Below are 25,485 nucleotides of genomic sequence, written 5' to 3'. Positions count from 1 at the left end.
TTTCTCATTATATTAGCGGGATCGTTTATTGGGTGCTTAGTGATTTGTTATATGGTGCTTTACAGAAATACGTGGATTCGGAGATAGGGGCGGTTTTATGTGGCAAAAAGGGTTGTGGTATAAGGAGTGGCGGGGAATAAGGTGGGTTGTTCCGCTTGTTTTTCTAGTGTTTTTGTTAGCCTTTTTCGTTGGGTTGGTAAATGAGGCAAATACTTGGAATAAGAATCAGATGCATTATAAATCGGAGGACTTTCAATTAGAGCAGGAGGTAGACCCGGATTTTGCGATGACGAAGCAAGAGATTCGGGATGATTTGACGGTGCGTTATTTGGCGTATGAGACAAATTTGTCGGAAAGCGCGAATCAATATACCTATTTTTTCTTTAGCTTTATGGTGAGTCTGCCATTTACGATGACGCTTGTATTGTCGGTGATTTTGGGTATTTGTTCGGTGATTTTGGAGCGGTATACGCGTGGGAATCATTTTACAGCGGTGATTCCTTATTCTAAAAAGGCGATTCTAGGTGTTAAGGTATTGCTTGGTTTTGCAGTGATTACGGTGAGTTATTTTGTGAGTTTGGGACTGGGGTTGTGGTATTTTTCTTCGCAGGTTCCGACAGAATTCATTGATTTTCATCAGCAAAAATTGATAATGGATGTTTTGGGAAGTTGGTTGGCGTATTTGTTATTGTTTTTGCTTCCAATTGTTGTGGGGTACGTGATTGGTTCGCCGTTGGGTGGAATTTTAGCGACTGCGGGTTTGGTATTGTTGCCGAGCACGATTTTAGCGTTTGTAGTTCATATTACTGACTTTATAAATAAAGGTGCATCGCTGGATTTACCGTATGTGGGTGATTATTTACGAGTTTTGGAGCCGCTGGGATTTATTCGACCTGCCTATGGACCATTATTATTGCAACTTGGATTGTTGGCTGGGCTTCTTGCTTTTGCGAGCGTGGTTGCGGAACGGGAATCGCTTGAGACGAGTGGGAAATTATTTGTTTTTCCGGAAATGCGGGTTTGGGGACTTATTAGTTTAGCAACTTTGGTCGGGATGTTTGTAGCGAATATGGTTCAGGATTTTGTGAATTTATCTGGGATGATAGGGTTAGTTGTATTTTGGTTGATTTTTAGTGTGAGTGTAATTGTTTCTATATTTGCGGGAGCTCGGTTTTTTTACGGGAAACGTTCGTAATTTTTTATAAATATATTTCTACTGGGAGTATATTGGGTTATAATAGAGGTAGTATGTTTGAGGGAGGATTTTATAGGTGACAACAGAAGCAGAAACAGTGAAGCCTGAGATTGGCGAGATGAAGACGAATTTGACGAAGCGCAATTTGCAATATATCCAAGAAGTGGAGAAGCACCTTCGCGATTTGGGACAATATGGTGAGGAGCAGCAGGCGAATTTGATCTATGAAATGACGGAGAAAGTACTTGAAAATCAAAAACAAGGTGTGACAGCGCGGAAATTATTCGATGTGACGCCTACAGAATACGTGAAAGCTTTGACTGTAAAAGCAGCACCAGTTGGTGAAACTGCTGGTAAATGGTGGATTGCACTGGATGGTGGTTTGCTCGTACTTGGTGCGATGATGCTAATCAGTGGTGTGAGTGCGATTTTCCAAGGGCAGACACTAGGTTTGGCTGTCCTATTCGTGACCTTCCTTGTCGGTGGTGGAGCGATGATGGTATTGCGTAAATATGCAGGTGCTATGCGTCAAGGTGAAAAAGGTGGAACGTGGAAGTATCTCTTGATTGCGATGATTGTTATTCTTGTGTGGATGACGATTATGACAGTCGTGCAAGTGATTGTTCCAGCGAAATGGAATGTGGCGCTAGATCCGTATCCAACGGTTATTGTTGGGGCGGCGCTATTAGCATTGCGTTTCTACTTGAAGAAGAAGAAAAATATTCCGAATTTATAAGATGTCGATGCTGTTCTTAGTTAGGGCAGCATCTTTTAATGGATGGGGGAATTATAGTGGTAGAAAAGTTAAAAATTTTTAACGTGGAGCATCAGCAAATTGGGACAGCGAGTCGAGATGATGTGCATCACAAGGGTTTATGGCATGAGACATTTCATTGCTGGTTTGTTTCAGAGGATTTGACGCGGATTTATATTCAGTATCGAAGTGAACAGAAGAAGGATTTTGCTGGGCTTTATGATATTACGGCTGCTGGGCATTTGATGGAGAATGAGACGGTTTTGGATGGGGTTCGTGAGGTGAAAGAGGAGCTTGGAATCGATGTGAAAATGGATGAGATGGTTTCTTTGGGTGTGATTGATACGAGTTATGTTTCTCCAGGATTTGTGGATTGCGAGTTTTGCCATGTTTTTTTGTATCGTTTTGCTGGAAATTTGGCAGATTTCAAGTTGCAGGAGGATGAGGTTGGCGGAATGGTGACGGCGGATTTGCAAGAGTTTCGATTATTTTTTAAAGGGGAATCGAACGGACTCCGCGTGGAGGGGTTTAAGCTACGTGATGATGGGATTGAGGTTGTAAACGAGGTGTTGGGGATGCGTCAGTTTACACTGGAAGAAAATAATTATTATGGGAAATTGGTCGATGCGATGGAGTTACGGGGAATATTATAGGCAATGGTAAATTATTTCCCGGGAAATAACGGCTAGCTTTTCATTTTGGAATGTGACATAATGAAGTCGTGAAACCTTTATTTGAAAGGGTGGGTAATGAATGTTTCCTTATGAAATCGTGAGTAAGTTTACTGAGACGGAGTTGCATTTATACAGATACATAATGGACAATCGAGATAAGGTGATGTACATGCGGGTTCGAGAGTTGGCAGATGAAACGCATGTCTCGGCAGCTTCGATTGTTCGCTTTTCAAGGAAACTGGGTTATGATGGGTTTTCGGAGTTTAAGGTGCAGTTGAAACAGGCATCAAAGGAGAAAACGAAGACGAGGACAGCGGATACGATTGAAGTTTTGGAGGAGTTTTTTGAGCGGACAATGCGTCGGGATTACGATGTGAGTTTAGATAAGGCTGTGGACATTATTGATGACGCGCAGTTGGTTGTATTTGTTGGTATTGGAACATCAGGAATTCTCGCAGAATATGGCTCGCGTTTTTTCTCAAATTTACAGAAGCGGACGTTTTATATTAAGGACCCGTTTTATCCAAATGCAGCACAGCAATTTGATAATGCGGTGATGGTAATTTTGTCAGTTTCGGGGGAGACGCCACAGGTTATTTTGCAGGCGCAGAACATGAAGCAGTATGGGAGCAAAATTATCAGCATTACGAATTCTAGTAAAAGCACGTTGGCAGGGTTATCTGATGTTAATATTCCTTATTTTGTGACTCAAGAAATGATCCATGAGACGAATATTACAACACAGATTCCAGTTTTATTTTTATTAGAAGCGATGGCAAAAAAAACATATAATAGACACCAAATATAAAAGAAACATACTAAGATGAGTAGGTAAAACCACGGCCATGGCTTTACCTACTATTTTTAATTAAGGATTACATACTCGTTGCACTCTTGACAAATGATGATATACTGCCCCAAGTAAGCCGGCTTGGTTTTTGTTTGTTACGATTTCGAGCTCAGTGTCACGTAAACCGAAGAAGGCCATGTGGTGTTTGAGCTCGGCAAGGAACGTTGATCTATCTGTAATGCCGCCACCAATGAAAATATGGCTTGGGTCGAAACAGTAAATCAAATTGTATAAGCCAGCGCAAAGACCGTTGTAGAAATCGTGAATCAGTTTTTTAGCGATAGGATCATGGCTGTCATAAGCTGCAAAAATTTCTTCACCAGTGACTTCGTTTAGGTTTTTGCCCTTGTGCGCTGCATATTGGCGACGTAAAACGAGCATGGTTGTTGTTTGATTCATAGTGTATCTTCCAGGTTCGTAGCTGCCAGGTCGATCGCTAAATAGGTAGCCAAACTCGCCAGCGCGAAACCTAGAACCACTGTACAATTTGCCATCAATAAAAATACCGCCACCGATGCCTGTTCCGATTGTCATACATAGAAAATTCTCTAAATCCTGCGCCCCACCAACCCATTTTTCGCATAGGGCGACACAATTAGCATCGTTTTCAACGGTTACAGGAAGACCTGTTTTTTCTTCTAAGTATTCGCGAAGGGGAAAGTTATCGAAAGCTCGAATCGCTCCACCCATCGTGATAAAACCAGTTTTTGGATTGATATAGCCAGGCGCGCTGATTGCAACGCCTGCTACATCGTGTTTTTTTTGTATACTCTGAAATCCCTGCTAATATCAGTTCACCGTCAAAATTAGGGATTGTTATTTTTTCGTGCTGAATAATATTGCCTTCACTCGAAACAAGCCCCATTTTCAAGGTTGTTCCGCCGATATCAAAAGCTGCAATGGTTTTCAAATTTTTCAACTCCTATTTTTCAGTTGCTACTGCTGATTCTGTCGCGTTCGCGTCCATTTGTGCGTCACTGGCCGCTACTTTATTGGATACGAGTACGAATGGAAGGTAACAGATGGTTGCGACGGCCAAACAGAGTAGTCCGACAAGTAGTGCTATCCAGTTTCCACCAGTACCAAGGAACGGAATCAGTGGACCTGGTGTTGTCCAAGGTACTTGATATGCGATTGGTGGAATGATTTTGAAGTGAATAAAGAAGTAACCAATTAACGTGTTGATTGCTGGAACAAAGATGAATGGAATCACCATAATTGGATTCAGCACGATTGGAAGACCGAAAATCACGGGTTCATTAATGTTAAATAAGCCTGGCGCAATCGATAGTTTCGCGATATCACGGTGATCGGCACGTTTAGAGGCGAAGAAAATCGCGATTAGAAGGCCGAGCGTCATTCCAGAGCCGCCATAGTTTGCAAAAGCATCATTTAAACCCGCCCAAGTTGTTGGATAAGGCGCGCCCCATGCTGAACCGTGCTCTGCTACATAGTTTAGGTTTGCCAAATTAGGCTCTGTGAAAATGGTATCGCGAATCGCTGCAATTGTATTCGGACCATGAATCCCGAGAACCCACAGTAAGTTAGAGATAATACCAAGTAACAGGACAGAAAAAATGTTCGTACCCATATCTTTAAGTGGCGATTGAATAACCTTGTAAACAAGATCATGCAGACCTTCTGGAGCGATTAGTGTGATTAAGTAGTTCAAAACAGAGAACAAAATCATCACGATAATAACTGGAATTAGAACTTTAAAAGAACGAGAAACCGCTGGAGGCACTTGAGCTGGCATTTTGATAGTCAGTTTCGGTGCACGTGCAAGACGGCTGAAAACTTCCCCAGTAATAATACCAACGATTAGCGCTACAAACAGACCTTGCGCTCCTAGGAATTTTGTAGTCATGTAAGCTTGGTTATCGACAACAAGATACGGTGTGTAGATAATGAAAAACGAACCAATCGCCGTCAAACCGCATAAAAGGTCATCTTGCTGGAAAAAGATAGCGAGATTCCGCGCTACTAAAAAGGTGATAAGTATGGCCATAATATTGGTGGAACCTTGCAAAACTGGTGCAAAAATTGCTTGAGCTTCCGCGAGGTTCGGGAAAATTTTACCTAAGAATAGGATTTTAGCGATAAAACCATCTGGACTAAGCACTGCGAAGTTGATTAAAAGAATAATCGACCCTGCCATGATTAAAGGAAAAACTAAAATAAATGCATCACGAATAGCAGCAATGTGTCGCTGAGAATTCAATTTGTTGGCAACCGGTACTAGTGCTTTCTCCATTCCGTGTTCAAACTTTGTCATTAAACTCATAATAAGTACCCCCATTTTTGAAAAAGCGCTTGTTAACGCTTTCTTTTAATTATAATAAACCAAGCTCGCGAAACGTATTTGGGGTACGTCTCGCAAACTTAATTTCCTTACTTTACTCTTTGATTAAATTTGCCCCATTTTCTTCAATGGTTTTCTTATACCAATAGAAACTATCTTTTTTGTAACGTGCCAACTCTTTTTCATCATTTTCATCACGATCTACGTACACAAAACCGTAACGTTTTTGATAGCCATTGAGCCAGCTTAGTAAATCAGTGAACGACCATGTGCAGTAACCAAGCATTTCCACACCATCGGTAATTGCTTCTTGGATCGCAATAGAATGAGCGCGAATGTAGTCGATGCGGTACTCATCATGGATTTCGTTTCCTTCTTCTAATGTATCATATTCGCCGAGCCCGTTCTCCGTAATAAGTATCGGTAAACGGTAACGACTTGCGATACGGCGAAGGCCAACGCGCAGACCTGTGGGATCAATATCCCAATCCCAGTTCGTTTTCTCCAAATAAGGATTATTCACATGGCGATAAACGCCCGGAAGTCCACTTTCTTGTGTGGAACCTTTTTCACCAGTCGTGTTCATTTTACCGACACCAACGCCATCTAGCGGGTTTGCCGCATTCGTCATTGTGCGATAATAATTGACGCCCATGAAATCAGGTTTTCCTTTTTTAAGAAGTTCGGTGTCGCCTGGCTCTAGGTTTGGTGCAATGCCATTTTCCTCAAGCCAATTCCAAACTGCGATTGGATATTCGCCCCAAGTGTAGACGTCCATCCAAAGATGTGCATTGAATTCCTCGCTGTTATCAGCTGCTAGCGCATTTTCAGGCTTGCCATCAATCGCATAACTTGGTCCATATGCAAAACTCGGGCCGATTTTGCCATCCATACCTAGCTCACGGAATTTTGCGATTGCAGAGGCATTGGAAAGGTTGGCGATATGATTCGCTTGGAACATCCGTTTGTCATCGGTTAAGCCAGGCGGATGTAGCGCTAATTTGTAGCCATGCGAGATAAAAACATTCTGTTCGTTGAGTGTTACCCAGTATTTGACACGATCGCCGTAGCGCTTGAAACAAACCTCCGCGTAATCGGTGAAATCTTTGATAATACGACGCGATTCCCAGCCACCATACTCATCTTGAATAGCCTGCGGGATATCCCAATGATAAAGCGTGATAATTGGCGTAATGTTATTCGCTACAAGTTCATCAACAAGAGCGTCATAAAACGCGAGACCAGCTTCATTCACTTCACCATGTCCTTTTGGAAAAACTCGACTCCACGCAATCGAAAACCGGTAAGCCTTCAAGCCTTGCTCAGCCATCAGCGCCACATCTTCTTTGAAGCGATGATAATGATCGACTGCTACATCGCCATTCGTTCCTTTAAAAGTTTTACCAGGAATGCGAACAAACTCATCCCAGACAGATGGCCCTTTCCCCTCTTTATCCCAAGCACCCTCGACTTGATAAGCCGCGGATGCTGAGCCCCAAAGAAAATCCTTTGGGAATGGTTTTAACGTTTTATGTTGCATAATGCACCTCCGAAAAATTATCGAGCTTGATTAGAAAGCAGTTTTGTGGGCTTTCCGTATAGATTAAATGTAAACGTTTTCGGTTGAGATGTAAATACGATTCGATGAATTGGGTTGATGTTTCAGTGAGTTGGAATATGTTTCGTTAGTGAAACGCAGTGTTTCTGCGGAGTGGGCATGTAATCCATAAAGGCTCTTGCGCAGAACCAGGAAAATTAGCAACTGAACGAGGAGCGTAAATAAGAAGTCCCGACCTTATTGCAAGTATAAAAGCCTATTTTGAAATATATTATTTAATTAAGGTAGCTTTTGATATACTGGGGGATATGTAGTGTTAGTAAAAATTGAGAAGTTATAGGATTGTGTGAAATGGAAACTAAAGGAATAGAAAAGTCTTAGGGAGGATAGGAATGAATATTGTTTTAGATTTTGGTATAAACTTAGTAGTATTTTTAATTTTTGTACTGACACCATTTCTAATTAAATTTAAGAATGACCACAATATTTCAAGGCATATCCATGTTCACAGGTATTTATGTTGTGGGAAGTCTACTATTTCTCACATAGTGTTTTTTTAGAAGGGCTCGGTTAGTTTGATTGAGAGGAGATAGCATGGATAATAATTTATTATTTTTTCTTTAGTGTAATGATGGTGGTGTTTTTAATTACGCTGCTATTATTTATATATATGAAAAAGGTAAAAAAGCACATCTCTTTTTTATAATGTGGTTGCTATCATTATTTATCTTATAACGCTAGCGACATATATGACCTTCTTTATATATAGCTTTTTCTATCTAAGTATATAAATGTCAATCAAGCAATAATTCTAAATAGCGAAGAAAGGACGTGCTAGAAGAGTGGTGCTCTTTCTATGGCTCGCCGAAAAAGGGATACTAGGATTAAGAGAGTGAGGTAGGAATAATGAAGTTAAAGCAAAGAGATCTATTGTATGAGTTGCTCAAAGGGTACCCAAAATATATCAATGAGATAGAGATGAATGGCGTAGACAACCTTAAACCTGAAAGCATCGAGAAAATTTTAGATATTCTTCTTACGGTTTTTACAAATTATGGTTTGGATGATGATGAACCAAATAAATATGGTTTAGAAATAGAAGATTTAATTGATATAGTTAATGATGCAGAGTAGCTGTTATTGATTGGAGGACAATGCTAGAGTAGACACATAGAGTCAAAAGCAGTAAGTCTATTTAGTGTACAAAATAAACCAAGAAGGTAGTGAAGAATATGAGTATTTGGGAAAAAGATAGTGACAAGCCAGCTCGATTGACGCAAAAAAATATCGAATTAGCAGAAGAAACATTTGGTGTTACCTTACCTAAAAGCTATCTTGAGGTATTAAAAAAACAAAATGGTGGTTACCTAAAAACGAATGCCGTTCATGTTGATTTTGTTAATGATGATGGTGAAGGCTTTATCTTACTTGACTCGTTATACGGAATTGAGCCAGGTAGGGGTATCATGGACACAGAATATCTTAAAGAAGAGTGGGAAATTACGAAAGATAATATCATTCTAATCGCTGGAGATGGGCATTCTTTTATCGCATTGGATTATGGAAAGGATTCGTCATCACCTGAAATTACATATATAGATACAGAACACGGTGATATGCACAAAATTTGTGATGACTTTGATAGCTTGATGGACTTAATGTTTATTGTGGAAGACGATGATGAAGAATCTAATGATATTTATATTCCCACTCATGAAGAAATAAGAGCATGGGCTAGCTCAACAAATATTAATGAAGTAGCTGATGGTGTCTACACGTGGATTCAAGATTTTTCTATGGTAAAAGAGGACAACTTATTATATAAGGCCTTCGCTAAAGTTTTCGATGAAGGAACAGAACATCAGAAGCTTACAGTTGCGAACGCAATGAGATCAGAGATAGAAAATGAGACAATAACAAACCAATCATTGATAGATCTCTGCCTATCCTTATTAAGCAAAGAAGAGGATTTAGATTTTAAAATGTACAAAGAAATGATAGAAGAATATCTAGCTGATAAGGGGTAGTTAAGTGGCGGGGCCATGCAATTTTACGAGAAATGAGTGTAATAGGGGTGTAATGATGAATAAGAGAAGTAAAAAGACATTGAAGATAATGTCAGCAAGTTGTGTATTTTTAAGTATATTTTCTTATTTACCCAATACGGTTTTTCAAGATTTGGTATCAACAACATCATTATTACTATTGCTATTTATTATAAGTATTCCATTATCTGTGCTAGGCTTTTGTTTTGCCATGGCAATTAAATCAAGGGTTCTAGTGGTAGCGAATATAATAATGTTTTTTAGCATCCCATTAGTCATGTATAGTATGTATATTTGGGAGTGGATGGAGTCAGTATAAAAATAAAGGTAGTCCCGTATGAATAATGTTATGTTTATACATAAATTTCATATATACGTGCTAAAAATCCACATTTAATAGAGCGCCTGTTGTAGGATTATAGATAGACTAAGTGTAGCATGAGATTTGGGAAATATGCATAACTTGGGTCAGAGTGGGAGAAAGACATGAATTATATAAAAAAAATAAGAAGAACAGCAGGTCAAGTGTTCCAAAACCAAGCATTTGAAAAATCGTATACTTCTCGGTATACATGGCTGGACTATGTAGCTGAAAATTTTAACTAAGTTAAGAGGGGTAAAAGTGTTCGATTTAAAAAAAGAAATTTTTAAGAAATTTGACAATGTTAAAGGTATTGATAGAATAGGTACAGACGATGAGATGGCTTTATTGGAGGTTTTTGAAGAAAATACAGAATTAACATTTGATATAGATTTCCTGCCAAAGCCGATGATGAATACGTATATTTATGACAGCTATTTTAATATTTATTATAGGGATGGTAGCAGCAATCATATAAGAGAGCATAGGAAGTATGAAATGCGATTTTTAAAAGTGGTACTTAAGATAATGGGCTATAGTCATGATTTATATATTGAAAGTGAAGATTTAGAGCGAAATCATGGAGCCAATGTTGTTAAGATTCCAACAGGGGAGATGGGAAATGTATATTTAGCGAAACATAAGAGTAGCTTAGCAAAGATAGTTTTAAACAATCTAGGTCGTAAAGGAAGAAGCAAAGAAAAGCAAATCGATTTATTAATGCTCTTGAAAAAAGCTTTACGAGACAAAACAGAGGTCACGATCTACCTTTGCGATTTAAAGCTGATTTTATTTATAACGGATTTATATATCTCGTGTTTGGCAGAGGATGAACGATCGAAAAAAATTTTTGGAAAGCATCTGCGCGGTGGAAGGGCTGTATGTGAGGTAGCTGTTAATTTAGCACAGAAAGGGAATTTATAATGGAACAGAATAAAATATTGGTTATATTTACTATTATGTTGGTTGCTGGTTGTATTGTTCAGGTAGCAGGCGCTTTAACGAAAAATAATTACATATCAATATCGGGTAGCGTGATTGCTGCATCTGGATCATTTTGGTTATTTTTTCAATTGATACGTGCTAAAAAGAGTAAATAGTTTAATAAACATAACTACAAGTTGAAATGAAAGGAGATACTATGACGAAACCACGTAAAAAATATGATTTTTTTATCTATTCTTTAATTTTCTTTTTAGGCATCATAGTAACATCACGAATCAGTCCATTCATAGGCGAGACGGCTACAAATGTAATACAAATATTGTTATTTTGTGTATGCGCTCCAATTACTGCGTGGATGAGATGGCAAAATAGAAAAATTGATAAGCAGAATAAAGGTAGATGAAAGCTGAATACCATGAAAAAGTGACATAATGAATATTGTTTTAGAATAAATCTTGACGCGTTTTTATGTGAGCTTTAAATTTCAGTAAAGTTCGTTTTATAAAACAGTCATGCAGTGATATCTTCGGATTCGTTGTTTAATATAGGGATACACTAACAGGATGATAAGGCGTTTCAAAATGATTTTCTTTATGCATTTATAGCGAGCACATGCCTCATACTGGTGAATTTTGAAAGTGGAAAAGCTGTTTATTTTTTCTCGTGACTTGTGCGTATATAGTGTGAGTAGGTGAGAAGTATATTCATTTTTATACAGACTAGCAAGTAAAGCCATTATTATACATGGGCTTACCTGCTAGTCCTCTTCATTTGTTTTGTATATTTGCTAAACATGGATCAATCACCAGCCATTTTCCATGTTTATTTTCTTGCGGAATTTGTTTTGTATAACAGTAGTTAGTTCGGCCCACCTTTCCATGTTTCTGGTAGAATCCAAGTAAAATACTTGCTTATTTGGCTTTGCTTTTTCAAGTGTATCGGTTACTACAATATCTGCTTTTGAATAATCACTAGTAATCGAAATATTGTTATTATTGTATAGCGCATATAAGCGATTTTCAATAACATACATAGCTGTAAAATCTTTGGTCATCTGTAAATAAATATAGATTTTAGGTTTTTTTTTCGGCATTAAATAACGAATGCAGAAAATTACATATCATTTCCAAATGAATCTCATCTTCAATGATGGGAGCAAGTTGTTCTTTTATCGCATCAGCTAAACTATCATTCTTTGGCAAATAAACGGTGAGCTTCGGGATGTATAGTTCAACAAAGCTATGGAAGGCATCACCGATTAAATGACATAAAGAAAGTATAAGCGATAAATAGTAGATATAAATATACTCTTTCTTTTTTGGTAAAGCCAAGGAAGTTAACCTAGAAAAGCGAGTATAAATTTCTTTTGAAAGTGTGCAGTAAGGATGCTTTTGAATTGAAAAAATTTCTCCTAGTTGGATTTCTTGCTCTCTTTGGATCGTATCTGAAAGAAACAGTCTAGAAAAAAAAATTGAAAACCATTATTTCGTTTTTTTTGTTAATTTCACTTAGGTTACAAAATCTATTTTCATGAAAAATTAGCGCAATATCAACGTTATCTTGGAAAAGGTCAAAGAATGATAGCGTCTCAGGAGAGTTGAGTTCTTTAATAAAGTTGTGTCCTTCTACTCTAGTATACAGAACTGCATAGAGAATATACAAAGATCTTTCTTTCGTATTCGATTTATTATGAGGTGTTGGTAGCGCTTCTTGAGGAAGAGTGGATTTCATTTCATCTATACTTATGGTGGAGAAAGGCCATTCCAAATCTTGAAATGAGTCTTGTAAAAATATGTAGGAAAAAAGCCTGATAAATATTTCATTACCTTCAAGGGAAATGCGGTTGTCGGAGAGTTTTACTTTAATATGATATGGTTTCAAAAATGTGTTTAATTTGTATGTTAATTTGGTGAGATAGCTCTCTGAAATAAATAATGCATCGAGCACTTCTTGCTTCATGATTGCAGGTCTGGTTGTAAGTAAAACAGTATAATTGAACACGGCGACCAGTTTTAGCAGTTTTAGTTTCAAAATATAAGAACATTCTACGGCTTTTTTTCTCATATTGCTGATTTACACGAATAGTCCCAGTATTATCTGATGTAATAAAATCTTTGATATCCAGATACTGCTCAAAAGATTGATTAATTCTAAGTATATTTGATTTTACGGTCTGGATAGAGATACCTAAATATGAAGAAATTTCTCTTAGTGATGTATCCTTTTTTTTTAATTATAAAGAATAAAATATTTAGTTCTTTTTGCAAATAGCTTGGAATCAAATTAATACCTCCTTCGTTGTTATTCACAATTAATATCTAGCGCTAAATACAAATTGTACATACAAAAATTTATGTACTAATGTTAACATAATAGAGTGGAATAAGAAAATAATCACTGGATTTAAAATATTATTAAGTATATCTGTCTGGGGCAACTTACCTTGTGTCGCTCTTATTGATGGTAATAATATAATATGGCAGTGAAACTAGAAATAGTGTTATTATTCCTAATTTTACATTAAATTATAAACTAGATATAAAAAATAATTGGAGGTTTGAGATGAAGCAGTTTCTAAAAAATTTTTGTTGTCGTGATTTTGATTCTCCCATTCTTCACATTTGTTCTAGATCCCAAAATAGCCTATGCCGCTATAGAGCAGAGAATCGAGGCAGCGAAAAATGAATCAAAAGCAGAATTAACGAAAAATTTGAAGCAAATTTTTCAAAATAATGCTGAACAGAGAATTAATACAGTCGACACACCATTAACTAATAAATTTTCTTATAAGACAGGCGAATCAACAAAGTATAGCGAAGGAGGACCTACTTGGAAAAAAGAAGCTTATGTGATTAGTATGAATCCTATCTATTCCACAGTAGGAGTTGATAATAGCCTGTTGTCGATTGACTACAAACGTCCGGGTAATGGAACTACTAACACAGACCCAAGCTCTATATCGATTACTGCTAAAACGAATAAAAAAATCGATACCAGCTTTTTGCTTGAGGTTCGTAGCGTCTATACAGTATTCCACACACTGGAACGAGAAGTTTTTTGGGGAAGCTCCGAGCAAACCTTATATTCTCAAGATGTATTAGACACACCAATATCTATCAGAGTGCATGTCACAAAAGATAACGAAGAAGGAGCAGTTAAGGTTTCCTATGTCGATGTGGATACAGGCAAAACGATAATGAATGAAAGTATATTGAAAGGTAAAATTGGTAATTCTTATACTCAAGATGTGCAGAAAGACTACATAGCGAAAAAAGAATATATCAAAAATCAACACTACCAATATGTTAGCGAAAAAAATACAACAGGAAGCTATCGAAATGAGGAGGCTAATGCAGAGTATCGATTTGAAAGAGAGCCAGGCGGAAATGCAACAATAAATCATGTTAACACAGAATCCTCTTTAAATGACAAGCAACGAGAAGCTTTTGGAACTCCCGCGCCGGATATTCTAAAGGGTAAATATGGTGAGACGATAACGGCGAAGGCAAAAACGATTACACATTATGAGACAATAGATGGCAAAGATGAGATGGAACTAAAACTAGATGAGAAACCGCAACAAAAATCATTTAATTACAAACTAAAGCAGGCAAAGCCATTGACTGTAAAATACGTAGATCAAAACGGAACTCCTATCCCAGGAGTCGATAATAAAATCATATCTGGAAAATGGGGGGATAAGTACACTGTTACTCCTAGAGAAGAAATTCCTTTTTATACACTTGTAGATAGTAGTGAGAAGAAGGAAGGATATTTGACTGATAACAACCAAGAAATTGTTTATCATTATAAAGTTTCGAAAGGCGCTCCAGTAGTTATTCATTACGTTGATGAAGAAGGCAAAACAATTCATGAAGATAAGAAGTTAACCGGATTAGACTATGGTTCCAGTTTTAAAGAGATGGCCATTAATATACAACATTATCGACAAAAAAAAGATGCAATTAGTGGTCAAATAACAGATAAACAACAAGAAATCACATTTGTTTATGAGAAGAATGATGGTAAACCTGTCATTGCGCGTTTCCAAGACGATAAGGGTAGAATCATACATGAAAGCTACTTAATGTACGGAAAGCATGATGAGCTATTTGACGCATCGGAAAAAAACAAAGCGGTTCAAGCTATTTTGACGAAACTAAAAGGGAGTCACTTTACGCTTAAAGATATTCAAGGCGAGCAAAGTGGGAGGTTTTCCGATAGCAAAGACATTGACTATTCAAGTGAACTGATTTACTCCTTAGAAAAAGATAATGCCCCAGGTCAAGTGAACGTTCGCTTTATAGACAAAAATAGCCAAAAAGAAATTGCGCCAGCAGAAATCTTAACGGGGAGGTACGATGAGCACTATGCAACAATCCCTCAATTCATAAAGGGTTATCATTTGGTGAATATACCAGATAATATATCGGGAACTTTTGGCGATACGAGTAGCGAAGTAAAATACCTATATGAACCTGATGTTGGTGGTACAGTCGAACTCCACTATATCGACAAGGATACAAAAGAGGAAATAAGCTCTGTGGACATTAAAAGTGGCGGAGTGGGACAAGACTATGATTTTGAACCTAAAAAAATTAATCGTTATGAATTAGTAGACACGCCTAACAATGCTAAAGGAACATATCCTCTGCCTAATCAAATAATCAAAGTTTATTACTCCTACACTAAAACCAAAGCTAAACCAGTACATGTTATCTATCAAGATATGGATGGTAAAGCGCTAGCGAAAGAAGAGTTAGGTGGAGATGAAACAAAATGGGGCGATGCTTTTGAAACAAATATAAAATCATTTACAGGGTATAACTTGAAAGAGATTACGCTAAATGGTATCCAAGTTTCTGAAGGAGTCGGCCAATTCGACGATACGAATGAACAAACTGTTATCTATAGATATGATTGGAAGAAAGCTGCACCGGTATCTGTGCAATATATTGACGACGATTCCCAAGAAATGATAAGTCAAGAAGAAATATTAGGTGAAGACGCCATTTTTGGGGATTCTTTTAAGAGTAGTGCAAAAAATATACCAGGGTATACACTTCAAGTAGGAGATTTAAATGGCCAGATACAAGAGGGAAACAGCATTACCGGAACATATACCGACCAAGCACAACAAGTTACGTACCATTATAAGAAAGATAAAACAAAAGCTATTATTAAAGACCCCTCCACACCTTATGAAGGAAGTAACGGAAATGAGAATAGTAGTACCAATGTTGAAAATGCCCCAAATAATCCAATAAAATTTCAAAAAAGCCAGGCTTTAGAATTAATCCCTGTAAATAAGAAAAGCAGCTATCCAATAGCGTTTGCTGATGAAAAGTTATTAGAAAGGCAAGCCCAAGATAATCCAGTAAAAGTAAAAAAGGTTAAGCTCCCAAAAGCAGGAGACGACACGAATTCAGTGACTACAGGATTTGGAGCATTATTGATGATTATGAGTTTGATTTCTTTGTATATTCGCAAGTTCAATAGATTATAGTAAATTGCTAGAAAGAATAACGCGTAAAAAGCTTAATTGAAAGCTTTTTACGCGCTTTTAAAACTTGACTAAAAAATAATGTGATTGAATATTATCTTTTATCGCGTGATATAACCGGTAACTCCATGGTTTTCATCAATTTCTGGGTATCTTTATCATAAATACGAACAGTCAATTTACTACCTACGACGCTTTCTACATTAGCTTGGCCATCAATTTTTATTGAGTTGGATCCTGAATTCATTGTAATTCCTCGAACTTTATTTTGCTCGGAGAAAGATATTTTATTCCATAAATCACCTGTTCTATTATTGAAATTAAAAGTTCTTGTGCTAGGATTACCATACCAAGATACCCACATGCCTGTAGCTGTAATATTTGTTCTAAGATTTGTTCCTATCGCTTTATAAGAGAGAGAACCTCGAAAAACTTTTCTTTCTAGATTAACAACAGCAACATAGGTTTTATGCGCCGGTACTTTAACTTGTTGCGGTGGAACTGTGAGCGTTCTGGCTACCGAGTTAGTGGTTGCTTCCGATTTAGAAGAGTTAAATTGAGCCATTGCATTTAAGCCTTCACTAAAAACTAGTGGTATTGAGAATTTTTTTTCCATCACCGCCAACTGTAAAGCCTTTTGTTGTAGTAGTACTCGTTGTTTCAGTTATTGCCTTAGAATAGGTTGTTGTGGAATAAGTTTGTTCCATAGGTGAGTCATTGTGAAATACATTTTCTCCAACATATTCTGGAGCCACATCATTTGCTCTTAAATCATAATGCACACTGTCAGAGTCAATATCTAAATCCATGTTGGTACTTACATTTTTGGGTGCTCTACTGAGAGTATACATTCCGCTTTGCTTAGTGCCGGCTAAATTAGCTTGATAATATGAATAACCTACTTGATTTAGTGCATCACTGACATTTGTGATAATTGGAATTTCTTTAATATTAAACATGCTTTGTGCACTTGCTTCTACAGGAGGAGTGAGTGAGAATGAACCTGCGCTTATTGTGGTAATCAATAGAAATAAACTCACTTTATACTTGATTTTCTTCATATGCTTCATCTTCCTTCCCATCTCTCTTATTTGTTTTTAGCAGGTTACCGTGATTGGAACACCTACTTTTCTCTACCACCATGGCGCTTTGGATTCGTAGCTTTAGAAAATTCCCGTATCATTCACTAGCAAACGCGTCCCCCCTTTTAAAAGTTAATACAAACCTTATTTTACCTAAAAAAAAACATTTATTCAAGTCATTAAGGTGACATTATAGGATAATAAACTTACAATTTTGTAATATTAAATTTATTAGGACTATTAAAAATTTTAGTTAGATCATAAATTAACATCGATTTAAGCTGTGTCTCTTCCTAATTTTTTAATTCGCCAAAAATTAATATTAATAAACAAGAAAGAAGGAGAAAAAAATGAAAATGTTTCAATGTTCGGGAATTTTATTATTAACCATAGTAGCACTGACTCTAACATCGCCTGGCTATAAAATGGGTGAATTAAGAGCAATGGCATCGCAGAGTTTACAAAGTCCTAAGGAAGCAGAAAAAAAGATTAGTGATTTTTTCCCAGACAAAAGCCTAGCTGAAGCCATTGCACTTAATTTAAATGGTAATTCAAATATTGACGTACCCATAACAACAGAGGAATTGAGACAATTAGTAGATTTAACAGCTATGAATGCGAAAATTTCCAATTTAAAAGGGCTTGAATTCGCTGTTAATCTCAAGAAACTCAATGTTGATAACAATCATATTGACACAGATGGTATGATGCCACTGACTTCGCTACGAAAGTTAGAATACTTGGACATTAGCAACAACCGTATTCTGAATCACAAGCCACTGGGTGATATGGCTGGTACAGCTCTTTCTGGGCCAGGAGCCATAAAAAGAATCAACGCCCATAACCAAGGGATAGGTCGTGTACTGGATGCAACAAAGGAAGCTGACCGCAAATTAATAGACCTTTCATGGAACTTCAACGATCATGTACTTACCGCAAAAAACATTGTAAGGGATAAAAATGGACGCCTTAATTTTCTAATTAATTCTCATGCAGCTCCAAGTGTCCTCATTAACGGTGCTGGCTATACTTTTAACTGGCAAAATAGTTCTGCAGGTCAATTTAGAGTTGATAATATACCTGAAAATATTCACACGTTAACGATGCAATCCGCCTCAGGTCAAACAAAAATCGCGACAGGCTTTTCCATAACGATAACAAACCTTGATAAAGTAAATATGTTTCCATATGAGTTCTAAGTACAAGAAGTGAGTTACAGTCCCAATATGCATGAGAGCAAAGCGAGCATGTAATCCTTCCAAACCCCTTGAATACAAACGCTTTCGTTCGATTTTTATCTAGTCTGGAGCTTTGTCCCAAACGCGTTTTACACGCATGTTTGAAAGCTTAGTTAATAGTACAAATGAGCATGAAGGTTCAGTTTATCCCTCGAGGTTTTGAAGAACCTCAAAAACTCATCGACCTACAACGTACTCCTCTATCTTTATTATGATAGAAAAACAGTTGCAAGTTGATGAGTTTTTTCATTATGGATTGATGTCAGTGGAAGCTGACATGAAAGTTTGTCCTAGGCTCTACAAACCTTTTGTGGACGTGCTTGTTCAGTTAGATTTGTTTATCTAGGGAGCTTTAACAAGGTTCCAAGTAATCGTTGTCTGATATGTTTGATTAGATCTCAAGCTGTTTCTAACGGGAATTTTCAATAAGAGTCCACTTTCGTCTGACCATGTATCAGAAATATTAACTTCTAAAGGGCTTTGGGTATTTTCTTGTTTCGTATGTGCATATATTCGAGCATTGTCCATTAAATATTGGTCACTTTGTCCAGGTTCGCGATAGATTAAATAAGGGGCTAAGCTATTATCTTGGTTTTGAACTTGTGCAGTAAGGTACCAATCGTCTTGGTTATCTATATCGCGTCCATCTGTTACAATTAAACCAAGGTTTTCGCGGATGTTCCGTTGAATGATTTGTTCTCGATCTGATATAGCAATATCGTTAAATATGAGTTTTTCCGGAACGGTGAGCTCTAGTTTTCCTTCTTCCTTGAGTTCGGCAGTCAGGGTCATCTGAATATCATCTGTGGGTCCATTAGGCGTTGTTCTATAGTGGTATATTGGTGTTGCATCGTCAAATTCTTCTAGCCCTCCATGATCGGTGGTAGGAATAGTATCCCAATGTCCAGGCTCTAAAATGCGATAACCGTAAGTGCCATCCCACCAACCCCATGGACCATTAAAATAGCCATCACTTTCAAAAAGGGCATTGGCAATGATTAGTTGGTATTCTGTTCGTTTTGAAGGTTGTAACCTTTTAATTGTTAGTGTAGTGTTTTCTTTTGAAGACAGTTTGTTGCTTGTTATCGTCACTTCAATTTCAGAACCGCCATCATGGGATATAGCAAAATCCTTAAGACTGACCTCATCCAATACCACACGATGATTATTGTTGCGAATATACCAGAAGTACGAATTTCGTTGAACCAATTTTTCTTTGTCAAATCTAAAATATTCATAAATGGTATCAAGCTTCAAAGGTACACTGACTTCGCTACCAACCTCAGCTGGTAAAGTGACATTGGATAATTGTCGCTGGATGGATTGAGCTAGCGCTTTTTGGATGGCTGCCTTTACTTCATCTTGTTTAGGGATACCGAGATAAGTGGCCCAAGAATTATTAGGATCGGGTCTTCCTGGGCGTTCAACTATTTCAACGGCAGAGACAGTTTGGCTAAATGTAAAACATAACATGATTGCAGTTAATAGTGTGGATACAATTTTTTTCATTTTATAACCTCTTTTTTTATTATTCTTCGGGTACGGCATACATTACATATTAGTCTAGTATTAGTTATGCAGTCTATCACTTCTTTTTCTGGATTTTGGATATTTGTGATGGAGACTTTTCATAATGACACAGCATAGGAACATCGTTAGTATCTGCAACGATAATGACGGGTGAACTCATTGTAGTTTTGATAAAATTTTCTTGAAAGGAGGTCATAGATATGGATACAATCAAACAAATGAATCTCGCGATGCAGTATATTGAAGCGCACTTGATGGATGAGCTAGATTACTTAGAGTTATCAAAAATAGCCTGCTGTTCAGAATATCATTTCAGGCGTGTTTTTTCTTACCTTGCGGGAATGCCGCTTAGTGAGTATATTCGGCTCAGAAAATTGGCAGTTGCAGCTATATTACTCAGAGATAGCGATGAAAAGATTATTGATATTGCGATACGCTTTGGTTATGAATCACCTGATGCTTTTACAAGAGCATTCCAGTCATTGCACCATGTAACTCCTACTCAGGCTAGAAAAGATACGGTACAGTTAAAAGCGTTTCTTCCTATGACCTTCCAGTTAAAAGTACAAGGAGGAAATCTTATGGATTATCGGATTGAAACAAAGGAAGCATTTAAAATTGTAGGAATTAGCAAGCGTATAAAGTTGGTTTATGAAGGTGTGAATCCACAAATGGATGACATGTGGGCACGCTTAAAGCCAGAAGATTTTGTGGCACTTAAAAAATTATCAAACATCCAACCATCGGGTATTATTTGCGCTTCAACGAATTTTGGAGAGGGTCGACAAGAAGGTGCCGAGTTGGATCAATATATCGGTGTTGCTACAACAGTAGATAATATACCGGCTAGATGGGAAACTTTAAATGTACTCCCTTCAAACTGGGCAGTGTTTACAGTATGCGGTGAATTTCCTCAAGCTCTACAGGATGTTTGGGCAAGAATTTATTCTGAGTGGCTACCAACATCAGGTTACGAAGTTGTTCCTGGACCTGAGATACTATGGAATGAAAGCCCAGATACGAGCAAACCTGATTATAAAAGTGAAATATGGATACCTGTTATTAGAAAGTAATACCTTTAAATCGCACAAGTCTAGTGTTGTTTCCTAGACATGTGCGATTTTTACGTTCATAAGGGCTAGTTAGGAACTTGATCATGTTATCTAAACAATAATTTGTACACTAATACCTTTAATTTATCTATATAATACAATTTTATCTATGATAAGATAGTTTTGAAAGCGCTTTTTTCAATCCTGTTCAGAATGCCTTGGATAGATTAGAAATAATATTTTCAAAAATGAAAAGGGGTTTTTTCATGCGTAAAAAAGGTCTTATTTTTTCACTTGTTTTTGTTTTATGTCTTAGTCTAATCCCAGCTTTTTCAATGCCATCTCATAAAGTTATGGCAGAGGAACAAATGACGAATAAAAATTTCTTGGTTTATTACCGAGCTTGGCGTGATGTTGAAATGAAGGGAGTCAACACTAGTTTGCCAGATGAAAACTGGATTAGCATGAGCGATATTCCATATGGGATTAATATTGTTAACGTTTTTAGCTATGTACCACCGGGTCAGGAGGAACTTGCAAAACCATTTTTTGATAAGTTAAAAACGGAATACGGCCCAGAATTACATGCGCGCGGAGTCAAGCTGATTCGTGGCTTTGATTATTCTAAACTGCTAGCGATTCCTTATGCAGGCGCATTCCCAACGGAGCAGGAATTTGATGCTTATGCGAAAGCTTTATTAGAAGAATTGATGACGCCGTGGGGATTGGATGGTTTGGACATTGACATGGAAACACATCCAAGTGCAGATGATGTAAAAATTTCAGATGGTGTGATTAAGGCGCTGTCGAAATATATTGGTCCGAAAGCGAATAATGGTACGCTATTTTTATATGACACAAACGCAGAAACGATGGCTCCATTCAAAAATGTGAGTGATAGTTTTGATGTGTTGGCGTATCAGCAGTATGGCAGTGGTACGAATCGCACGGAAATGTCATCGAATGCCTATGCTCCGTATATTGCGAAGGATAAATTCTTGCCAGGGCTCACGTTCCCAGAGGAGCAGGACCGGAATCGATGGTATGACACGAAACTCCCATATGAGGAATCAAATATATATCAGTTGGCTAAATATGTGCGGGAAAATAATTTGTCAGGTATGTTTCTTTACGCCTTTGATCGGGATGGAAAAACGTATAATGAGCCTGATATAAGTAGTGTTACACCTTCGAATCTGTTGTGGACGAAAACAGCAATCTTAGAGGTAAATGGTTATTCTGTGGACAGCGTGAAAGGTTTCGCCAAGCATCATTTACAACGTATTAAGCATAGTAAAGCGCTGACTCCTGAAAAGGTAGCTGAACTTGAAAACTTGATTGAAACGGCGAGCAATCTTTATGAGGTGAATGCCGTGATTTTAGGAGCAAATTTTGAAACGGCGATTAGCCCTACTTACGATCCCCTTTTGGAGAAAGAGTTGATGAGTATTGATCTTGCACCTGCATTTGCGGCTATCGATCAGGCCACGATGATTTTGAGTAAAGTGGTGGGTAATTCGACAAGTATTGAAGCATTGAGAGTAGCAAAAGACGAGTTAGTGAGCCTACTTGGCGGGAAAAAATATGCAACGAGCGAAGTGGATACCGCTGTGGCTAAGCTTGTAAACCGTATTGATGCGATTCCTCAGCCAGTGACGGCAATTTATCAAGATACAAATGGTCAGAAGCTTGCTGAAAATGCCCAATTAATTGGGAAGTTCGGTGACAGTTACGAAACTGCCAAGAAAGATATCCCAGACTATACACTACAAGAAGTGAAAGGCGAGAGCAGTGGTACATTCTCGGAGATGGCACAAGAAGTAATCTATATTTACAGTAAAGCCGAGGCGGCCAAAGCTCCAGCACCGACTGTGGACGTCGGAAAAGATGTGAAGGTGGAAAATGCAGTCAAAGCTGTAAAAAGTCCAGAGAAAGTTGGCGAGCTACCTGAAACTGGAGATACATCTGGTAATTGGTTAATCGCCATTGGATTGTTAGCAATGTTGACATCCAGCGTTATTCTGTACCGAAAAAAAGTAAAGGCGTAAGAATAAGGTTTGACAATTCCGGCCAAACCTAGTATTCTGAAAGCATATTTTAGAACCGAAAAGAGGTGAGGAATCCATGAAATTCTCGATAGCACGTTTGAAGTTAGTTGCCAATTTATGTAGTATCATCCGTGCCATTTTTTCCATTTTTTCAGTTACAGGGGACAAATCTGCCCAATTTGCGTAACTGAATATCGGAAAAATAAGAGAAGCATGGATTCCTAGATTAAAATAAAAGTCCTAGGACTAATCCTAAGTTTAGAGTGCGATGCAGTGCGTCTCTAACTATTGACCATTTTATATGGTTTCTTAAGGATTTCTTCTTGGGCTTTTTTGTTGTATGTTAAAATAGATTGTTTCACGTGAAACAACAAAAATGCTAGGAAAACTAGTTTAAATCTAAAGAGCTAGTGGTTTTTAGGTGAATGGATGAAATGCTTCTCGAATGATGAAGAGGAGTAGGAATGATGACAGTAGTAGCTTTAAATAATGTAACGAAACGTTTTACTGGTGATTTGATTCTGGAAAAAATTAATTTGCAAATAGAGCAAGGAGAAAGAATAGGGCTCATTGGTCGAAACGGTGAAGGGAAGAGTACGATTTTAAAAATTATTGCACGGTTAGAGATGCCTGATGATGGTTTAGTATCGGTTCAAAAGGGTGCAACAATAGGGTTGTTAGACCAGATGCCAAGTGTTTTAGAAACAATGGTTGTTCGTGATTTTTTGAGTACGGCATTTGAACATATAGTAGCTTTACGAATCGAGTTAGAAGCAATGGAAAGTCGCATGATGGAGGACACAAGTGAGGGACTGCTACAAAAATATGGGGAGAAGCAGTCGCACTTTATCGAGCTTGGTGGTTACAACTTGGACACTAATATGGACAAAATTTTGCATGGACTGGGTATTCCTCATTTGGCGAATCAATTGTGGGGGAATTTGAGCGGTGGAGAACAGACGAAGGTGTCGCTAGCCCGGATGTTGTTGGAAGAACCTGATTTACTATTGCTTGACGAGCCAACGAATCACTTGGATTTGCAGGCTGTTGAGTGGTTGACGCAGTTTTTGAAGGCTTATCGAGGAACAGTATTGGTTGTTTCGCATGATAGATACTTCTTGGATGAGGTCGTACGCAAGATTGTCGAGCTTGAAAATAAAGAATTGATTACGTATCACACGAATTTTTCAGGGTATTTGGTAGAGCGTGAGGACCGGTTGCTTAAAGAATTCAGGGATTATAAGGATCAGCAGAAGAAAATTAAAAAGATGAAGCAGGCAATCAAGCGTTTGCGGCAATGGGCGATGGAGGCAAATCCACCAAATGACGCTTTGTTCCGGCGGGCGAAAAGTATGGAGAAGGCGCTGAATCGGATAGAGGTCTTGAAGAAACCCGCTTTGGAGCAAAAGAATATGCAGCTGAAATTTGAGGAGTCGAAGCGCAGCGGGGAGGATGTCGTGGTTTTTGATCAGGTTTGTTTGGAATTTGGGACGCGAGTTTTGTTTGACGACCTAAACTGGCACGTGCGACAGAAGGAGCGGATTGCAATTGTCGGCGAGAATGGTGCTGGTAAGTCAACTCTTTTGCAGCTGATTCTTGGGAATTTGCAACCTGATATCGGGATGGTTCACGTGGGACCTAGTGTAGATATTGCTTATTTATCGCAACAGATGGATGTCGGTGATGAGAATCAGACGGTCATTGAGGCATTTCGCGATAAAGTCGCGGTAGTGGAGGGTGACGCGAGACATATGTTAGCAACGTTCTTGTTTTACGGTGAAATGGTGTTTCGAAAAGTCGCGAACTTGAGTGGTGGCGAACGAATGCGACTTTGTTTAGCGCAGTTTATAAACCAGCCAGTTAATACGCTACTTTTAGATGAGCCAACGAATCATCTGGATATTGCATCTCGGGAAGTGTTAGAGGAGGCGCTACGAAATTTTGAAGGGACGATTGTTGCAATCTCACATGACCGTTTTTTTATGGATCAGATTTTCGATAAGACAGTTTGGTTAGAACAAGGACAGATTTTTTCATATAATGGAAATTATTCATATGCAGCCAAAAAAAAGAAAAAGCAGTTGTTTCGCGTGAAACGTAGGGTCTATATACCTATGTTTGGTGAATGTGAAAAACAGCTATAACTCCTTTCATATCAAAATAGTTCGTGGATAGTCTGAAAGTCAAACTAGTTCAGAAAAAACTGATAATTATCAGCCTCTTGACATATGGCCTGATTTCTTGTAGCATTTATCTAATTAGCAAAATCTATCGGCGGAAACGAAGCGAAGTTACGAGTGATTTTTTCTACTAATAAGAGTGGCTTGTAATTTCGAAGCAGTGACGTC

The 25,485-nt window shown here is 37.9% G+C and carries 20 protein-coding genes and 1 pseudogene; 13 read left to right on the top strand and 8 right to left on the bottom strand.

What is annotated here, in order from left to right; translation table 11 throughout:
* Positions 1–97 precede the first annotated feature (97 nt).
* The 4 genes from PROCOU_RS07960 (at position 98) to PROCOU_RS07945 (ending at position 3,431) form a co-directional block, all read left to right on the top strand.
* Complete coding sequence (locus tag PROCOU_RS07960; protein WP_036071249.1) at positions 98–1,195, top strand: hypothetical protein; 1,098 nt, start codon at positions 98–100, stop codon at positions 1,193–1,195.
* A gap of 76 nt (positions 1,196–1,271) precedes the next feature.
* Entirely contained in the window at positions 1,272–1,931 is a 660-nt protein-coding gene (locus tag PROCOU_RS07955; RefSeq protein ID WP_036071247.1) for a DUF1129 domain-containing protein, read from the top strand.
* Between the two features lie 56 nt (positions 1,932–1,987).
* Positions 1,988–2,602, top strand: coding sequence for an NUDIX hydrolase (locus PROCOU_RS07950; protein ID WP_051994290.1), 615 nt, complete (start codon positions 1,988–1,990; stop codon positions 2,600–2,602).
* Positions 2,603–2,702: 100 nt separating this feature from the next.
* Positions 2,703–3,431 carry a MurR/RpiR family transcriptional regulator gene (locus PROCOU_RS07945; protein WP_036071241.1) on the top strand — a complete coding sequence of 243 codons (729 nt, stop codon included), beginning with the start codon at positions 2,703–2,705 and terminating at the stop codon, positions 3,429–3,431.
* A gap of 60 nt (positions 3,432–3,491) precedes the next feature.
* Here the strand turns inward: PROCOU_RS07945 and PROCOU_RS07940 are convergent.
* From PROCOU_RS07940 to PROCOU_RS07930, 3 genes and pseudogenes are all read right to left on the bottom strand, one after another.
* Positions 3,492–4,338, bottom strand: a pseudogene (locus PROCOU_RS07940) (ROK family protein).
* 57 nt (positions 4,339–4,395) lie between these two features.
* Positions 4,396–5,757, bottom strand: coding sequence for a PTS sugar transporter subunit IIC (locus PROCOU_RS07935; RefSeq protein WP_036071238.1), 1,362 nt, complete (start codon positions 5,755–5,757; stop codon positions 4,396–4,398).
* A gap of 112 nt (positions 5,758–5,869) precedes the next feature.
* Positions 5,870–7,315, bottom strand: a complete 1,446-nt coding sequence (locus tag PROCOU_RS07930) for a glycoside hydrolase family 1 protein (RefSeq protein WP_036071235.1) — start codon at positions 7,313–7,315, stop codon at positions 5,870–5,872.
* Between the two features lie 924 nt (positions 7,316–8,239).
* Between PROCOU_RS07930 and PROCOU_RS07925 the strand changes: the two genes are divergently transcribed.
* From PROCOU_RS07925 to PROCOU_RS17740, 4 genes are all read left to right on the top strand, one after another.
* Positions 8,240–8,467, top strand: coding sequence for a hypothetical protein (locus PROCOU_RS07925; RefSeq protein WP_036071232.1), 228 nt, complete (start codon positions 8,240–8,242; stop codon positions 8,465–8,467).
* A 98-nt stretch (positions 8,468–8,565) separates the two neighbouring features.
* Positions 8,566–9,360 carry an SMI1/KNR4 family protein gene (locus tag PROCOU_RS16550; RefSeq protein ID WP_051994289.1) on the top strand — a complete coding sequence of 265 codons (795 nt, stop codon included), beginning with the start codon at positions 8,566–8,568 and terminating at the stop codon, positions 9,358–9,360.
* A 640-nt stretch (positions 9,361–10,000) separates the two neighbouring features.
* Positions 10,001–10,663 (top strand): hypothetical protein, encoded by a 663-nt coding sequence (locus tag PROCOU_RS07910; protein ID WP_036071228.1) that lies wholly within the window; start codon positions 10,001–10,003, stop codon positions 10,661–10,663.
* Positions 10,663–10,839, top strand: a complete 177-nt coding sequence (locus PROCOU_RS17740) for a hypothetical protein (protein WP_159101200.1) — start codon at positions 10,663–10,665, stop codon at positions 10,837–10,839. The genes PROCOU_RS07910 and PROCOU_RS17740 overlap by 1 nt, the downstream gene beginning before the upstream one ends.
* Before the next feature lie 647 nt (positions 10,840–11,486).
* Here the strand turns inward: PROCOU_RS17740 and PROCOU_RS16545 are convergent.
* Both PROCOU_RS16545 and PROCOU_RS16535 read right to left on the bottom strand, forming a co-directional pair.
* Positions 11,487–11,777 carry a hypothetical protein gene (locus PROCOU_RS16545; RefSeq protein WP_051994288.1) on the bottom strand — a complete coding sequence of 97 codons (291 nt, stop codon included), beginning with the start codon at positions 11,775–11,777 and terminating at the stop codon, positions 11,487–11,489.
* 365 nt (positions 11,778–12,142) lie between these two features.
* The gene (locus PROCOU_RS16535; RefSeq protein WP_159101199.1) at positions 12,143–12,643 is read right to left on the bottom strand and encodes a helix-turn-helix domain-containing protein; all 501 of its coding nucleotides are present in this window, start codon (positions 12,641–12,643) and stop codon (positions 12,143–12,145) included.
* A 640-nt stretch (positions 12,644–13,283) separates the two neighbouring features.
* On the opposite strand from PROCOU_RS16535, the gene PROCOU_RS07895 reads away from it, so the two are divergent.
* Complete coding sequence (locus PROCOU_RS07895; protein WP_149023637.1) at positions 13,284–16,190, top strand: MucBP domain-containing protein; 2,907 nt, start codon at positions 13,284–13,286, stop codon at positions 16,188–16,190.
* 91 nt (positions 16,191–16,281) lie between these two features.
* On the opposite strand, the gene PROCOU_RS07890 is transcribed toward PROCOU_RS07895, so the two are convergent.
* Together PROCOU_RS07890 and PROCOU_RS07885 are read right to left on the bottom strand one after the other, a co-directional pair.
* Positions 16,282–16,803: an ETX/MTX2 family pore-forming toxin gene (locus PROCOU_RS07890; RefSeq protein WP_036071220.1), complete on the bottom strand. Its 522-nt coding sequence runs from the start codon at positions 16,801–16,803 to the stop codon at positions 16,282–16,284.
* On the bottom strand, positions 16,769–17,248 hold the full coding sequence (locus PROCOU_RS07885) for an ETX/MTX2 family pore-forming toxin (RefSeq protein ID WP_036071217.1): 480 nt from the start codon (positions 17,246–17,248) through the stop codon (positions 16,769–16,771). The genes PROCOU_RS07890 and PROCOU_RS07885 overlap by 35 nt, the downstream gene beginning before the upstream one ends.
* A 371-nt stretch (positions 17,249–17,619) precedes the next feature.
* On the opposite strand from PROCOU_RS07885, the gene PROCOU_RS07880 reads away from it, so the two are divergent.
* Positions 17,620–18,468 (top strand): leucine-rich repeat domain-containing protein, encoded by an 849-nt coding sequence (locus PROCOU_RS07880; protein ID WP_036071215.1) that lies wholly within the window; start codon positions 17,620–17,622, stop codon positions 18,466–18,468.
* A 381-nt stretch (positions 18,469–18,849) separates the two neighbouring features.
* Here PROCOU_RS07880 and PROCOU_RS07875 read toward each other — a convergent pair whose 3' ends face one another.
* Positions 18,850–20,016, bottom strand: a complete 1,167-nt coding sequence (locus PROCOU_RS07875) for a hypothetical protein (protein WP_036071213.1) — start codon at positions 20,014–20,016, stop codon at positions 18,850–18,852.
* A 221-nt stretch (positions 20,017–20,237) separates the two neighbouring features.
* Here PROCOU_RS07875 and PROCOU_RS07870 point away from each other — a divergent pair, with 221 nt between their 5' ends.
* From PROCOU_RS07870 to abc-f, 3 genes are all read left to right on the top strand, one after another.
* Positions 20,238–21,110, top strand: a complete 873-nt coding sequence (locus PROCOU_RS07870) for an AraC family transcriptional regulator (protein WP_036071211.1) — start codon at positions 20,238–20,240, stop codon at positions 21,108–21,110.
* Between the two features lie 245 nt (positions 21,111–21,355).
* Positions 21,356–23,137 carry an EndoS/ChiA family endoglycosidase gene (locus PROCOU_RS07865; protein WP_077913375.1) on the top strand — a complete coding sequence of 594 codons (1,782 nt, stop codon included), beginning with the start codon at positions 21,356–21,358 and terminating at the stop codon, positions 23,135–23,137.
* 467 nt (positions 23,138–23,604) lie between these two features.
* Positions 23,605–25,281, top strand: coding sequence for a ribosomal protection-like ABC-F family protein (abc-f, locus tag PROCOU_RS07860; protein ID WP_077913380.1), 1,677 nt, complete (start codon positions 23,605–23,607; stop codon positions 25,279–25,281).
* The last annotated feature ends 204 nt before the right edge of the window (positions 25,282–25,485 follow it).

Origin of the sequence: Listeria rocourtiae FSL F6-920, from assembly GCF_000525975.1 — a bacterium.
In the GTDB taxonomy this organism is placed as follows: domain Bacteria; phylum Bacillota; class Bacilli; order Lactobacillales; family Listeriaceae; genus Listeria_A; species Listeria_A rocourtiae.
Note: the sequence above shows the minus strand (reverse complement) of the source record. Positions and strands in the feature narration are given on the sequence as shown.